The 13,613-nt window shown below is 62.0% G+C and carries 13 protein-coding genes; 6 read left to right on the top strand and 7 right to left on the bottom strand.

The features are described from left to right. Positions 1 to 14 precede the first annotated feature (14 nt). Positions 15 to 1,913, top strand: coding sequence for an FTR1 family protein (locus ACZ0AZ_RS07760; RefSeq protein WP_463537157.1), 1,899 nt, complete (start codon positions 15 to 17; stop codon positions 1,911 to 1,913). Positions 1,914 to 2,015: 102 nt separating this feature from the next. Further along, positions 2,016 to 2,471 carry a YaiI/YqxD family protein gene (locus ACZ0AZ_RS07755; RefSeq protein ID WP_042607095.1) on the top strand — a complete coding sequence of 152 codons (456 nt, stop codon included), beginning with the start codon at positions 2,016 to 2,018 and terminating at the stop codon, positions 2,469 to 2,471. A gap of 128 nt (positions 2,472 to 2,599) precedes the next feature. Here ACZ0AZ_RS07755 and elbB read toward each other — a convergent pair whose 3' ends face one another. Together elbB and ACZ0AZ_RS07745 are read right to left on the bottom strand one after the other, a co-directional pair. After that, entirely contained in the window at positions 2,600 to 3,268 is a 669-nt protein-coding gene (gene elbB, locus ACZ0AZ_RS07750; protein ID WP_463537156.1) for an isoprenoid biosynthesis glyoxalase ElbB, read from the bottom strand. A gap of 166 nt (positions 3,269 to 3,434) precedes the next feature. Further along, positions 3,435 to 4,094, bottom strand: coding sequence for a DedA family protein (locus tag ACZ0AZ_RS07745; protein WP_129997900.1), 660 nt, complete (start codon positions 4,092 to 4,094; stop codon positions 3,435 to 3,437). A 207-nt stretch (positions 4,095 to 4,301) separates the two neighbouring features. On the opposite strand from ACZ0AZ_RS07745, the gene hemB reads away from it, so the two are divergent. Next, positions 4,302 to 5,315, top strand: coding sequence for a porphobilinogen synthase (gene hemB, locus ACZ0AZ_RS07740; protein WP_463537155.1), 1,014 nt, complete (start codon positions 4,302 to 4,304; stop codon positions 5,313 to 5,315). An 18-nt stretch (positions 5,316 to 5,333) separates the two neighbouring features. Continuing rightward, positions 5,334 to 7,559, top strand: a complete 2,226-nt coding sequence (gene ppk1 / locus ACZ0AZ_RS07735; protein ID WP_101161521.1) for a polyphosphate kinase 1 — start codon at positions 5,334 to 5,336, stop codon at positions 7,557 to 7,559. A gap of 171 nt (positions 7,560 to 7,730) precedes the next feature. On the opposite strand, the gene ppx is transcribed toward ppk1, so the two are convergent. The 5 genes from ppx to ACZ0AZ_RS07710 all read right to left on the bottom strand — a co-directional run bounded on the left by ppx (position 7,731) and on the right by ACZ0AZ_RS07710 (position 12,202). Further along, positions 7,731 to 9,233 (bottom strand): exopolyphosphatase, encoded by a 1,503-nt coding sequence (gene ppx, locus ACZ0AZ_RS07730; RefSeq protein ID WP_039757422.1) that lies wholly within the window; start codon positions 9,231 to 9,233, stop codon positions 7,731 to 7,733. A 122-nt stretch (positions 9,234 to 9,355) separates the two neighbouring features. Next, positions 9,356 to 10,093, bottom strand: coding sequence for an amino acid ABC transporter ATP-binding protein (locus ACZ0AZ_RS07725; RefSeq protein WP_129997898.1), 738 nt, complete (start codon positions 10,091 to 10,093; stop codon positions 9,356 to 9,358). Then, a complete protein-coding gene (locus ACZ0AZ_RS07720) occupies positions 10,080 to 10,730 on the bottom strand; it encodes an amino acid ABC transporter permease (protein WP_016772621.1) in 651 nt (216 codons plus the stop codon). The genes ACZ0AZ_RS07725 and ACZ0AZ_RS07720 overlap by 14 nt, the downstream gene beginning before the upstream one ends. Beyond that, positions 10,730 to 11,395 (bottom strand): amino acid ABC transporter permease, encoded by a 666-nt coding sequence (locus tag ACZ0AZ_RS07715; RefSeq protein ID WP_039757424.1) that lies wholly within the window; start codon positions 11,393 to 11,395, stop codon positions 10,730 to 10,732. Before ACZ0AZ_RS07715 ends, ACZ0AZ_RS07720 begins: the two co-directional genes overlap by 1 nt. Positions 11,396 to 11,416: 21 nt before the next feature. Continuing rightward, a complete protein-coding gene (locus ACZ0AZ_RS07710) occupies positions 11,417 to 12,202 on the bottom strand; it encodes a transporter substrate-binding domain-containing protein (protein WP_463537154.1) in 786 nt (261 codons plus the stop codon). A gap of 256 nt (positions 12,203 to 12,458) precedes the next feature. Here ACZ0AZ_RS07710 and ACZ0AZ_RS07705 point away from each other — a divergent pair, with 256 nt between their 5' ends. Next, positions 12,459 to 13,163 carry a FadR/GntR family transcriptional regulator gene (locus ACZ0AZ_RS07705; protein ID WP_071172248.1) on the top strand — a complete coding sequence of 235 codons (705 nt, stop codon included), beginning with the start codon at positions 12,459 to 12,461 and terminating at the stop codon, positions 13,161 to 13,163. A 120-nt stretch (positions 13,164 to 13,283) separates the two neighbouring features. Next, a complete protein-coding gene (gene trxA, locus ACZ0AZ_RS07700) occupies positions 13,284 to 13,613 on the top strand; it encodes a thioredoxin TrxA (protein WP_003206727.1) in 330 nt (109 codons plus the stop codon).

Below are 13,613 nucleotides of genomic sequence, written 5' to 3'. Positions count from 1 at the left end.
TTTGAGATTCGTTCATGATTGCCTCGTCCCGATTGCTGGCCTGGCTGCTGTTCCCGTTATTGTCCCTGAGCAGCCTGCCGCTGCTGGCCGATACCGTGGAAGGCGCGCCGCAAGCGTTGCACCTGCTCGATTACATCAGTGCCGATTACCCGCCGACGGTCGCGGCAGGCAAAGTCATCGACGATGGCGAATACCGCGAGCAGCTGGAATTCACCCAGGTTCTGCAAGGCTTGATCACTGCATTACCGGCCAAACCGGAAAAAGCCGCGCTGGAACAGGGCGTCGAATCTTTGCACGCCGCCATCAGTGCGAAGCAGGACGGTGCTGATGTAGCCCGTCAGGCCCGACAGTTGGGGGCGAAACTGGCGGTGGCTTATGAGGTCAGTCAGGCGCCGATCATCACCCCGGACCCGACACGCGGTGCGCCGTTGTATGCGCAGAATTGCTCGGTGTGCCACGGCGATTCCGGTGCCGGCGACGGCCCGGCCGGCGTAGGTCTGACCCCTGCGCCAGCCAACCTGCGCGACGCTGCGCGCATGGATCACCTGAGCCTGTACGCGATCTACAGCACCCTCGGCCAGGGCGTCGAAGGCACCGACATGCCGGCGTTTGCCGATCAGCTCGATGATCGCCAGCGCTGGGATCTGGCCACCTACATCGCCGGCTTCAGTGCCGATGCGGCGGCCGCCAAGTCCGACAAGGTCTACAACATCGCCGATCTGGCCCGCCAGACCCCGGCCGAAGTGCAGGCGGCGGAAGGCGCAGAGGTTGCGGCGACGTTCCGGGCTCAGCGCGCACAACCACCGCAGGTCAAACGCGGTCCGGCGCAGTTGCTCGATTACACTGCCGCCACGCTGGACAAGAGCCTCGCGGCCTACCGCGCCGGTGAACATGATCAGGCCTATGACCTCTCGGTGGCGGCGTATCTGGAAGGCTTCGAACTGGTCGAAAGCTCGCTGGACAACGTCGATGCCAACGTGCGCAAGGACACAGAAAAATCGCTGATGGCGTATCGGCAATCGCTGCAGGACGGTCTGTCGGTCGAGCAGGCCGAGCAGCGTCTGGACGCGGCCAAGGCCAAACTCAAGGAATCCGCCGGCCTGCTGGGCAGCGATGGTCTGAGCTGGTCGCTGAGCTACATCTCCGGTCTGCTGATTCTGCTGCGCGAAGGTCTGGAAGCGATTCTGGTGCTGGCGGCAATCCTCGCCTTCTTGCGCAACACCGGTCAGCAGTCAGCGGTGCGCAGTGTCAACGTTGGCTGGGGCCTCGCGTTGCTGGCGGGCTTGGGCACCTGGGCGCTGGCGGCGTATGTGATCGACGTCAGCGGTTCGCAGCGCGAGTTGCTGGAAGGCGCCACCGCGCTGTTTGCCAGCGTCATGGTGTTGTGGCTCGGCGTGTGGATGCATGACCGCCGTCATGCAGCGGCCTGGCAGGATTACATCAAGAGCAGCCTGGTCGGCGGCGGTGGACGTTTCGGCTTTGCGATCCTCGCGTTCTTCTCGGTCTATCGCGAGTTGTTCGAAGTGATCCTGTTCTACGAAACCCTCTGGCTGCAGGCCGGGCCCGCCGGGCACAACGCCGTGCTGGCCGGCGGTGCGACGGCGTTGGTGCTGCTGGTCGGCCTGGCCTGGGTGATTCTGCGCGGCTCGGCGAAACTGCCGCTGACGCTGTTCTTCAGCATCAACGCCGCGCTGTTGTGCGCGTTGTCGGTGGTGTTTGCCGGGCATGGCGTGAAAGCCTTGCAGGAGGCCGGGATCTTCGGCACACGGCCGGTGGCGTTCTTTGAATTCGACTGGCTGGGGATCCATGCCGATGCCTATTCGCTGATTGCGCAGGCGGTGGCGATTGTGGCGATTGTTGTGTTGTACGGGCGTAGTTGGGTGGCGGAGAAGCGCCGGGTTTCGGCTGCATAAAGGCATTCGCTGCGCTCATATTCGCGAGCAGGCTCGCTCCCACAGGTTCGGTATGTATCCTGTGGGGGCGAGCCTGCTCGCGAATTTTTTGGAGGCAAGAACATGCGTGTATGGATCGATGCCGACGCCTGTCCGCGGGCGGCGAAGGATCTGGTGGTGAAGTTCGCGTTAAAGCGCCAGTTCGAAGTGGTGCTGGTAGCCGGGCAGCCGCAGATCAAGCCGGGGCTGGCGATCGTCAAATTGATTGTGGTGCCGAGCGGGCCGGATGCGGCGGATGATTATCTGGTCGAGCACGCCGTGCCGGGCGAACTGGTGATCTGCAGCGATATTCCGCTGGCCGATCGGCTGGTGAAGAAGGGTGTGGCGGCGCTGGATCCGCGCGGCAAGGAGTTCGATGCGCAGAACATGGGCGAACGCCTGGCGGTGCGGAATCTGTTCACCGATCTCAGAGAGCAGGGCCAGATGAGCGGCGGCCCGGCGCCGTTTGGCGAGCGTGAAAAGCAGGCGTTTGCCAATGCGCTGGACCGGATCCTGACCCGGCTCACCCGCAAGCCCTGAGTCTTGCACAATCGCTGTGGGAGCGAGCCTGCTCGCGAAGGCGTCGTATCAAACAGATTTGAATTGAATGACACTCCGCTTTCGCGAGCAGGCTCGCTCCCACAGTCGGGTTTGCAGGCGGGCAGGGATCAGGCGTCGTTTTCGTGAGTCAGTTCGAGCACGCGGTCGACCAGTTTGTTGATCCCCGAAGCCGCTTCACTGATGGTCTGCGCCAGCATGTACGCCGGGGTAGTGACCAGTCTCCGCGCCTTGTCTTCGACGATTTCGGTCACCGCGCACTCTTCGTGGGTGGCGCCCATCTTGTTCATGGCCGCCGCGGTGTCGGCGTCGTTGCCAATGGTGCAGGTCACGCCCGGGCCATAGATTTTCGCCGCCAGCGCCGGGGAAATACAGATCAGCCCGACCGGCTTGCCCGCTTCGGCAAATGCTTCGGCCAGGGCCAGCACTTCAGGTTGCACGGTGCAGCCGGCGCCTTCGATGGCGAAGTTCGACAGGTTTTTCGCCGCGCCGAAACCGCCGGGCACGATCAGCGCATCGAAGTCTTCGACGTCGGCATCGCGGATATCCTTGACGTTGCCCCGGGCAATCCGCGCCGATTCCACCAGTACGTTGCGCGATTCCGGCATTTCTTCGCCGGTCAGGTGATTGATCACATGCAATTGCGCGATGTTTGGCGCGAAGCACTGCACCTGTGCGCCGCGCTGGTCGAGGCGCAACAGGGTGATGACACTTTCCTGGATTTCGGCGCCGTCGTATACGCCACTGCCGGACAGGATCACTGCAACTTTTTTGCTCATGGGCTTCTCTCCAGATTCATGGCGCTCAATGTCCCTTAAATCGTCACGCGTTGCCATAGGGCATGGGCGACGCGCGCGGGAACAGAGCGCTCTCTCAATGGATCGCAACGGAGGCGGGGTGTTCATTATTTGCCTGGGCTGCGCGTGGAAGCCGCCAGCGAATGGCTTATTCGGCTGGCGTTTTCGGTTCGGCAGGAGGGCTCGCTTCGACCTGGCGCAACTGCTCGGCCTCGGCGGCTTTGGCGAGTTGCTCGTCCTGATAGATTTTCTTCGCCAGTTGCGCATTCTTGAAGCGGCGTCGCAGCCACAGGCCCAGCCCCAGAACCAGCAAGGCGCCGAGCACCCACAGCTCGTACTTCTTGATGCTGCCGAGCATGCCTTCCAGCACTGCGCCGAAGTGAAAAGCCGCCGCAGCCAGTGCGGTGGCCCAGATTGCCGCGCCGATGCCGTTGAGCAGCAGGTAGCGTCCCGGCGGATAACCCGACAGGCCGATCGCCACCGGCATCACCGTGCGCAGTCCATAAACGAAGCGGAAGCTGAGGACCCAGATGTCCGGATGCTTGCGAATGTGCTCCAGGGCACGGTCGCCCATCATCTGCCAGCGCGGTTTGCGCGCGAGCAATTTGCGCCCGTGCTTGCGCCCCAGGAAGTACCACAGCTGATCGCCGGCGTAGCTGCCGAAGAACGCCACGACCACCACCAGGTTGATGTCCATGTATCCACGGAACGCGAGGAAGCCTGCGAGCACCAGGATGGTTTCGCCTTCGAAGAACGTGCCGAGAAACAAGGCAAAGTAGCCAAAGTCGTGCAGAAATTGTTGGAGCATTGTCTGGGTGCTGGCGAAATGAACGCGCAGCCTAACCCTTCGGGCACATTCATGAAAGTGTCCAAATGTGTCTCGACGTTAACATTTCCTACACCGACAATGGATTGCGGCTACCTGTCACAGAGCGCACACAACTGTCATCTGTTGGTCATAATGGCCGTCTATAACTGTCACGCTCGCCCGTTTGCCCGGGCTCAGGAGTCTGCCGTGAGCTTTACCCTCGCCAATCGTCTGTTCCCTGCCACTCGTCTGCGCCGCAATCGTCGTGATGATTTTTCGCGGCGCCTGGTGCGTGAAAACGTATTGACGGTCGATGACCTGATCCTGCCGGTGTTCGTGCTCGACGGTGAAAACCGCCGCGAAGCCGTGGCCTCGATGCCGGGCGTCGAGCGACTGAGCATTGATCTGCTGCTTGAAGAAGCGGCGAAATGGGTCGAGCTGGGCATTCCGGCGCTGGCGCTGTTCCCGGTCACCCCGCCTGAGCTGAAATCCCTTGATGCCGCCGAAGCCTGGAATCCCGAAGGCATCGCCCAGCGCGCCACTCGCGCCCTGCGCGAGCGTTTCCCGGAGCTGGGCGTGATCACTGACGTGGCGCTGGACCCGTTCACCACCCACGGTCAGGACGGCATTCTCGACGAAGACGGCTACGTGCAGAACGACATCACCGTCGATGCGCTGGTGCGTCAGGCGCTGTCCCACGCCGAAGCCGGCGCGCAGGTCGTGGCGCCATCGGACATGATGGACGGTCGCATCCAGGCCATCCGTGAAGCGCTGGAAATCGCCGGTCACGTCAATGTGCGCATCATGGCCTACTCGGCCAAGTACGCCAGCGCCTACTACGGCCCATTCCGCGATGCGGTGGGCTCGGCGTCGAACCTCGGCAAGGCCAACAAAGCCTCTTATCAGATGGACCCGGCCAACAGCGACGAAGCGCTGCACGAAGTCGGTGCGGACTTGTCCGAAGGCGCGGACATGGTCATGGTCAAACCGGGCATGCCCTACCTGGACATTCTTTTTCGGGTCAAAGATGCCTTCAAGGTGCCGACCTTCGTCTATCAGGTCAGTGGCGAATACGCCATGCACATGGCCGCTATCCAGAATGGCTGGTTGAGCGAAGCGGTGATCCTCGAGTCACTGACCGCCTTTAAACGTGCCGGTGCAGATGGCATCCTGACTTACTTTGCCGTTCGTGCCGCTCAATTGTTACGAGAGCAGAAATAGCCCTCCCAGGAACATTCCATGAATACCGAAGGACTCACTGAAGTTGCCGTAAAAGAAGCTCAGCCGGTGGTCGAGCAAATCACCGAAACTCCGCCGGAACTGGAGCCTGCGCCACCCGCGCCGGTCGCCGAAACCGCCGCGGCGGTGCCGGCGATCGCCATTCCCGGCCTGGATGACAGCAGCCTGTACATCCACCGCGAGCTTTCGCAATTGCAGTTCAACATCCGCGTGCTGGAACAGGCGCTGGACGAGTCCTACCCGTTGCTGGAGCGGCTGAAGTTCCTGCTGATCTTCTCCAGCAACCTCGATGAATTCTTTGAAATCCGCGTCGCCGGGCTGAAAAAGCAGATCACCTTCGCCCGCGAACAGGCCGGCGCTGACGGCTTGCAGCCGCATCAGGCGCTGGCGCGGATCAGCGAGCTGGTTCACGGTCACGTTGACCGCCAGTACGCGATCCTCAACGACATCCTCCTGCCGGAGCTGGAAAAGCATCAGGTGCGCTTCATCCGTCGGCGCAACTGGACGACCAAGCTCAAGACCTGGGTCCGCCGCTATTTCCGCGACGAGATCGCGCCAATCATCACCCCGATCGGCCTCGACCCGACGCACCCGTTCCCGCTGCTGGTGAACAAGAGCCTGAACTTCATCGTCGAGCTCGAAGGCATCGACGCCTTCGGTCGCGACTCCGGTCTGGCGATCATTCCGGCTCCGCGTCTGCTGCCGCGGATCATCAAGGTGCCGGAAGAAGTCGGCGGCGCCGGCGACAACTATGTGTTCCTGTCATCGATGATCCACGCCCACGCCGATGACCTGTTTCAGGGGATGAAGGTAAAGGGCTGCTACCAGTTCCGTCTGACCCGAAATGCCGACCTGGCGCTCGACTCCGAAGACGTCGAAGACCTCGCCCGCGCCCTGCGTGGCGAGCTGTTCTCGCGGCGCTACGGTGACGCGGTGCGTCTGGAAGTTGCCGACACTTGCCCGAAACATCTCTCGGACTACCTGCTCAAGCAGTTCAACCTGAGCGAGACCGAGCTGTATCAGGTCAACGGCCCGGTCAACCTGACGCGCCTGTTCAGCATCACAGGTCTGGACAGCCATCCGGAGCTGCAATACACGCCGTTCACCCCGCAGATCCCGAAACTGCTGCAGAACAGCGAAAACATCTTCAGCGTGGTCAGCAAGCAGGACATCCTCCTGCTGCACCCGTTCGAGTCGTTCACCCCGGTGGTCGACCTGCTGCGTCAGGCGGCGAAAGACCCGCACGTTCTCGCCGTTCGCCAGACCCTGTACCGCTCCGGCGCCAACTCCGAGATCGTCGATGCGCTGGTCGACGCCGCGCGTAACGGCAAGGAAGTCACGGCGGTGATCGAGCTGCGCGCGCGCTTCGACGAAGAGTCCAACCTGCAACTGGCCAGCCGTCTGCAGGCGGCGGGTGCGGTGGTGATCTACGGTGTGGTCGGCTTCAAGACCCACGCCAAGATGATGCTGATCCTGCGCCGTGAGGCTGGCGAGATCGTCCGTTATGCGCATCTCGGTACCGGCAACTACCACGCCGGTAACGCCAAGCTTTACACCGACTACAGCTTGCTGACCTCCGACGACGCCTTGTGCGAGGACGTCGGCAAACTGTTCAGCCAGTTGATCGGCATGGGCAAGACGCTGCGCATGAAAAAGCTGCTGCATGCGCCGTTCACCCTGAAGAAGGGCATGCTCGACATGATTGCCCGCGAAACCCAGTTCGCCCTCGAAGGCAAACCGGCGCACATCATCGCCAAGTTCAACTCGCTGACCGATCCGAAGATCATCCGCGCGCTGTACAAGGCCAGTCAGTCCGGGGTGCGCATCGATCTGGTGGTGCGCGGCATGTGCTGCCTGCGCCCGGGCATCGCCGGGGTCTCGCACAACATTCATGTGCGCTCGATCATTGGCCGCTTCCTCGAGCACACGCGGGTGTTCTACTTCCTCAACGGCGGCGACGAGCAGATGTTCCTCTCCAGCGCCGACTGGATGGAGCGCAACCTCGACAAGCGCGTCGAGACCTGCTTCCCGGTGGAAGGCAAGAAGCTGCTGACCCGCGTCAAGAAGGAGCTGGAGCTGTACCTGACCGACAACACCCACAGCTGGAGTTTGCAGTCGGACGGCCGCTACATCCGCAACACGCCCACTGGCAACCAGAACCCGCGCAGTGCGCAGGCGACGTTGCTGGAGCGGTTGGGCAGCCCGATATTGCCGGTGAGCAGTTGACCGTCAGCCCAATAAAAAAGGCGATCCCTCGGGATCGCCTTTTTTGTATCTACACTGATTCCGACCTGTGGCGAGGGGATTTATCCCCGTTGGGCGCGAAGCGACCCCTTGAGGCAAAATCAGGCCTGCTGCGCAGGCCAGCGGGGATAAATCCCCTCGCCACAATCAGTGTCAGTGCACCGTGAGAACAATCCCCACCCGCGTCAGCCAGTCCGCCTCAAGTCCGAAATCCGCCTGGGTCAGCTGATTTTCATCCAGCCAGTTCTCCGGGAATTGCACATCGAGATGGTCGCCATTGGCATGCAGCACCACCTGCGGCATCGCCTGGGTTCCGCGAATGTGATGGAACAGAATGGCAAACCGCAGCAGCACGCACAGGCGAATCAGCTTGATGCCGTCATCGCCGAACTCGGCAAATTTGTCCTTGGGGATATTGCGCCGATGGCCTCGCACCAATAGCGCGAGCATCTGCTGGTCTTCTCGGGAGAAGCCGGCCAGATCGGAGTGCTCGATCAGGTAGGCGCCGTGCTTGTGGTAGTGATAGTGAGCGATGTCGAGGCCGACTTCGTGGACTTTCGCCGCCCAGCCGAGCAGTTCGCGCCAGATGCCGTCGTCCAGTTCCCAGTCGACGGCGACCTGATCGAACGCGTGCAGGGCCTTGCGCTCAACCCGCGCCGCCTGTTCCAGATCGACGTGATAGCGCTCCATCAATGAGGTCAGGGTGCGTTCGCGCACGTCTTCGTGATGATGGCGGCCGAGCAGGTCGTAGAGCACGCCTTCACGCAGCGCGCCTTCGCAATGGTCCATGCGTTGCAGTTCGAGGGCGTCGAAGATCGCTTCGAGAATCGCCAGGCCCGCCGGGAAGATCGCGCGGCGGTCAGGCTTGATGCCTTCGAAATCGATCTTGTCGGCGTCGCCCAGCTTGAACAGCTTGCGCTTGAGCCACGCCAAGCCTTCGGCGTTGACCTCGCCGCTGCCATGGCCGCCAGCCTTCAGGGCCAGGCCGATGGCGCGAATCGTACCGGAAGAGCCGATGGCTTCATCCCAGGTCAGGCGATGCAGGGCGTGCTCGATGCTCATGATTTCCAGGCGCGCCGCCGTATAGGCCTGGGCGTAGCGGGCCGGGGTGATCTTGCCGTCCTTGAAGTAGCGCTGAGTGAAACTCACGCAGCCCATCTGCAGGCTTTCACGCAGCAACGGCTCGAAGCGCTGGCCGATGATGAATTCGGTACTGCCGCCGCCGATGTCGGCGACCAAACGTTTGCCTGGGGTGTCGGCGAGTGTGTGCGAAACGCCGAGATAGATCAGGCGCGCTTCTTCACGGCCGGAGATGACTTCTACCGTGTGGCCGAGGATTTCCTCGGCGCGGCGGATGAATTCGCCGCGGTTGCGCGCTTCACGCAGGGCGTTGGTGCCGACGATGCGCACGGCGCCGAGCGGCATACCGTTGATCAGTTGGGCAAAGCGCTTGAGGCAATCGAGGCCGCGCTGCATCGATTCTTCGTTGAGCTGGCGCGCGTCGTCGATGCCGGCGGCCAGTTGCACCTTCTCGCCGAGGCGCTCGAGGATGCGGATTTCGCCGTTCTGGGCCTTGGCCACGACCATGTGAAAGCTGTTGGAGCCCAGGTCGATTGCGGCGATCAGGGACAGATTCTTGGCTTGGGATTGCGGCATGGTCAGGGGGTCTCGGTCGATAACCCCGACATCGTGCCACGATCAAACGCTGGCGCCAACGCGCATGGTTCAAACCTGATCGTTCCTACGCTCTGCGTGGGAACGATCAGGATGAGGCTGCTTCAGGCTGTCGCCTCCACCGTGCCAATAAAGTTCGCCAGCTCTGCCGTCTGCGGATTGGCAAACAACACCTTCGGATCGCCCGCCTCATGCACCTTGCCGTGGTGCATGAACACCAGTTTGTCGCCGACTTCCCGGGCAAAGCGCATTTCGTGGGTGACCATGATCAGTGTCATGCCTTCCTTGGCCAATTGCCGCACCACGCTGAGCACTTCGTTGACCAGCTCAGGGTCGAGGGCCGAGGTGATTTCATCGCACAGCAGCACCTTCGGCGACATCGCCAGGGCCCGGGCAATCGCCACGCGCTGTTGCTGGCCGCCGGACAGGCGATCCGGAAAGGCATCGAATTTTTCCCCGAGCCCGACCCGCTCGAGCATTTCGCGCGCCAGTTCGGCTGCCTTGGCCTTGGATACTTTCTGCACCACTTGCGGGGCGAGCATGACGTTTTCGCCGACGGTCAGGTGCGGGAACAGGTTGAACTGCTGAAAGACCATGCCGACTTTCTGTCGCAGGCTGCGCAGATCGGCGCGGGCGGCGTCGAGGTATTCGCCGTCGACTTCGATCACGCCGTCGTTGATCGACTCCAGGCCATTGAGCGTGCGCAACAGGGTCGATTTGCCCGAGCCACTGCGGCCGATGATCGCCACGACCTGACCTTCCTCGACGCTGAGGTCGATGCCTTTGAGTACGTGGTGATCGCCGTAATATTTATGCAGGGCGGAAATTCTAAGCAGAGGCATGCAGTCTCCTTTCCAAGTAGCGCGCACTGAGGGACAAGGGGTAGCAGAGCAGGAAGTAGCCGAGGGCGACGAGGCCATAGACCATGAACGGTTCGAACGTGGCATTGGCGAGCATGCCGCCGGTCTTCGTCAGTTCGGTGAAGCCGATGATCGAGGTCACCGCTGTGCCTTTGACCACTTGCACCGAGAAGCCCACGGTCGGCGCCACGGCGATGCGCAGCGCTTGCGGCAGAATCACATAGCGCAACTGCTCCAGCGGATTGAGCGCCAGGCTCGACGAAGCTTCCCACTGACCGTGGGGAATGGCCTCGACGCAACCGCGCCAGATCTCCGCCAGATAGGCGCTGGTGAACAAGGTCAAAGCGATCGCGGCGGCCATCCACGGCGAAATCTCGATGCCGGCCAGCGCCACACCGAAGAACACCAGAAACAGCTGCATCAACAGTGGCGTGCCCTGAAACAGCTCGATCCAGGTGCGGGCGATGCTGCTGGGCAGGGTGTTCTTGGAGATGCGCATCACCAGAATCAGCAGGCCGACGAGGCCGCCGCCGATGAACGCCACCAGCGACAGCGCCAGCGTCCATTGCAGGCCGGTGAGCAGGTTGCGCAGGATGTCCCAGAAAGTGAAATCGCTCATTAGCTGCTCCTCGCAATGAACCGGCGGCCGAACCAGTTGAGCAATTGGCGGATCAGCAGCGCCATGCACAGGTAGATCAGGGTGGTCAGCGCGTAGGTTTCAAAGGCGCGGAAGTTGCGCGACTGAATGAAGTTGGCGGCGAAGCTCAATTCTTCCGTGGCGATCTGCGAACACACCGCCGAACCGAGCATGACGATGATGATCTGGCTGCTCAGCGCCGGCCAGACCTTACCCAGCGCCGGCAGCAGGACGACGTGGCGGAACGCTTCGAAGCGCGTCATCGCCAGTGCCGCAGCGGCTTCCAGCTGCCCGCGCGGAATCGCCTGGATGCCGGCGCGGATGATCTCGGTCGAATAGGCGCCAAGGTTGATCACCATCGCCAGCACCGCCGCCTGCCACTCCGAGATCTGCATGCCGAGCGACGGCAGGCCGAAGAAGATGAAGAACAGTTGCACCAGAAACGGCGTGTTGCGGATCAACTCGACGTAGACGCCGAAGATCGCCGAGAACGGGCGGATCTGCCACGCCCGCACCAGCGCCCCGACAATCCCGACGCCGACCCCGAGCAATGCGCCGATGGCGGTCAGCTCGAGGGTGAACAGGGCGCCGCGCAGCAGCAGGTCGGTGTTTTCCACCACCGGCAAAAAATCGAACTGATAAGCCATGAAGGTCTCCCGCGCAGTCGATCAGAGATCGGCCGGCAGCGGCTCTTTCAGCCAGGTCTGCGAATTCTTTTCCAGTGCGCCGTCAGCCTTGGCGGTGTTGAGGATGTCGTTGACCTTGGCCAGCAGCGCCGCTTCGTTCTTGTTCACACCGACGTAGACCGGCGAATCCTTGAGCTTCACCTTCAGCGCCGGTACGCGCTTGGGGTTCTTCTCGCTGATGGCCACCATCACTACGTTGCCGCTGGCGATCAGATCGACTTGCCCTGCCAGATAAGCGGCGATGGTCGAGTTGTTGTCTTCGAAACGTTTGATGGTCACGCCTTCGGGGGCGACTTTGCTCAGCTCGATGTCTTCGATGGCGCCACGGGTGACGCTGATGGTCTTGCCCTTGAGGTCGTCGAGGCTGGTGATCGCAGCGTCTGGCGGGCCGAACACGGCGAGGTAGAACGGCGCATAGGCGCGAGAGAAGTCGATGACCTTCTCGCGCTCGGCGTTTTTGCCAAGGCTGGAAATCACCAGATCGACCTTACCGGTGGTGAGGAACGGAATGCGGTTGGTGCTGTTGACCGGCGTAAGCTCGAGTTTGACCTTGAGTTGGTCAGCCAGCAGTTTCGCCGTGTCGATATCCAGGCCGCGCGGCTTCATGTCCGGGCCGACCGAGCCGAAGGGCGGGAAGTCCTGGGGCACGGCGATTTTCAGCGTGCCGCGTTTGACCACGTCGTCCAGACCGTCGGCGTGAGCGGGAGCCTGGCACAGCAGCAGGCCGGCAAACAGGGAAGCGAGGAGGGCGCTGTAACGCTGGGTCATGGACAATCTCCGGATCGGCGGGAAGTGGTTGCTCCGATCGGACAGAGCATGGGCCGTGCCAAGAGGTGGATTTCGCCCCGGCAGGCCGCGGTAGCAGCGGTTTGGTTCGGTCTTACTGGTCTGAACAGTCAACTTGGTTTTCGCACTGCGATGGCGCATCGGCTGCCCGCGCCGAACCCCGCTGGGGCACGACTTGCCGGACTCGGCGAATAGCTTTACAACTAGCCGCACCTTGGCCCTGATGCGTCCGCAAACCATGAATTCGATCTCCCGCGCCGTACCCGAAGTGGCGCTGCAAGCGATCCGCAAACTGATCACCGAACAGGGTTTCGGCGCCGGCGATGCGTTGCCGTCGCAACGGGATCTGGCGCTGCAACTGGGCGTCAGCCGCGCTTCCTTGCGTGAAGCCTTGTCGTCGCTCAGTGCACTGGGCGTGGTCAGTATTCAGCCGGGCAAGGGCGTGTTCGTGCAGTCGCCGGTCGAGTTGTCGCGCGGCGAAGCGCCGGGCTGGCCATTCGCGGCGCAAGCCTCGCCGCTGGACATCTTTCAGTTGCGCTACGCGCTGGAGGGCTTCGCCGCCGGGCTCGCCGCGACAACCTTGAGTACGTTTGATCTGGATGCGCTGGAAGACAATGTCGCGGCGATGCGCGAGCACTTGCGCGGCGGCGACTTCGAAGCAGCGGCGAAACTCGACTTCGAATTTCACCGGCGCATCCTTCTCGCCAGCGGCAATCAGGCGATGCTGAGCATTCTCACCGCCAGCGCCGAGATCTTCCTCGAGAGCCAGAAACTGCCGTTCATCCGCGCCGAGCGCGCCATGGAAACCTGGCAGGAACACCGCAAGATCCTCCGTGCCTTGGCGCGCCGTGCGTCGGGAGCAGCGCAAAAAGCCATGCAGGAACACGTGCGCAACGCCGCACTGCGCACCGGAATCGCCTTCATCGCTCCCGCCACGGCGTGACTTGAGCTATACCCAAACTCATCAGGGGCCATAGCAACACTCAATCATCTGCGGCTTCCTGAACAAGGGAAGGGCGGCTATGATGGGCCACGTTTTTTTGCTTACAACCTGGAGAATTCCATGAGCAGCGATCTGATCAAACACGTTAGCGACGCTAGCTTCGAAGCCGACGTACTCAAGGCCGAAGGCGCTGTCCTGGTCGACTACTGGGCTGAATGGTGCGGCCCTTGCAAAATGATCGCACCGGTTCTGGACGAGATTGCCGAGACTTACAAAGGCAAGCTGACCGTCGCCAAACTGAACATCGACGAAAACCAGGAAACCCCGGCCAAGCATGGCGTGCGTGGTATCCCGACGCTGATGCTGTTCAAGAACGGCAACGTTGAAGCGACCAAAGTCGGCGCACTGTCGAAGTCGCAACTGGCGGCTTTCCTCGACGCCAACATCTGA

The sequence above is a fragment of the Pseudomonas sp. AC239 genome (assembly GCF_979258545.1).
Note: the sequence above shows the minus strand (reverse complement) of the source record. Positions and strands in the feature narration are given on the sequence as shown.

What these genes read in the sequence shown, in the direction of transcription:
- ACZ0AZ_RS07760 (WP_463537157.1), top strand. Translation starts at nt 15, where the DNA reads ATGATTGCCTCGTCCCGATTGCTGGCCTGGCTGCTGTTCCCGTTATTG.
- ACZ0AZ_RS07755 (WP_042607095.1), top strand. Translation starts at nt 2,016, where the DNA reads ATGCGTGTATGGATCGATGCCGACGCCTGTCCGCGGGCGGCGAAGGAT.
- elbB (WP_463537156.1), bottom strand. Translation starts at nt 3,268, where the DNA reads ATGAGCAAAAAAGTTGCAGTGATCCTGTCCGGCAGTGGCGTATACGAC.
- ACZ0AZ_RS07745 (WP_129997900.1), bottom strand. Translation starts at nt 4,094, where the DNA reads ATGCTCCAACAATTTCTGCACGACTTTGGCTACTTTGCCTTGTTTCTC.
- ppk1 (WP_101161521.1), top strand. Translation starts at nt 5,334, where the DNA reads ATGAATACCGAAGGACTCACTGAAGTTGCCGTAAAAGAAGCTCAGCCG.
- ppx (WP_039757422.1), bottom strand. Translation starts at nt 9,233, where the DNA reads ATGCCGCAATCCCAAGCCAAGAATCTGTCCCTGATCGCCGCAATCGAC.
- ACZ0AZ_RS07725 (WP_129997898.1), bottom strand. Translation starts at nt 10,093, where the DNA reads ATGCCTCTGCTTAGAATTTCCGCCCTGCATAAATATTACGGCGATCAC.
- ACZ0AZ_RS07720 (WP_016772621.1), bottom strand. Translation starts at nt 10,730, where the DNA reads ATGAGCGATTTCACTTTCTGGGACATCCTGCGCAACCTGCTCACCGGC.
- ACZ0AZ_RS07715 (WP_039757424.1), bottom strand. Translation starts at nt 11,395, where the DNA reads ATGGCTTATCAGTTCGATTTTTTGCCGGTGGTGGAAAACACCGACCTG.
- ACZ0AZ_RS07710 (WP_463537154.1), bottom strand. Translation starts at nt 12,202, where the DNA reads ATGACCCAGCGTTACAGCGCCCTCCTCGCTTCCCTGTTTGCCGGCCTG.
- ACZ0AZ_RS07705 (WP_071172248.1), top strand. Translation starts at nt 12,459, where the DNA reads ATGAATTCGATCTCCCGCGCCGTACCCGAAGTGGCGCTGCAAGCGATC.
- trxA (WP_003206727.1), top strand. Translation starts at nt 13,284, where the DNA reads ATGAGCAGCGATCTGATCAAACACGTTAGCGACGCTAGCTTCGAAGCC.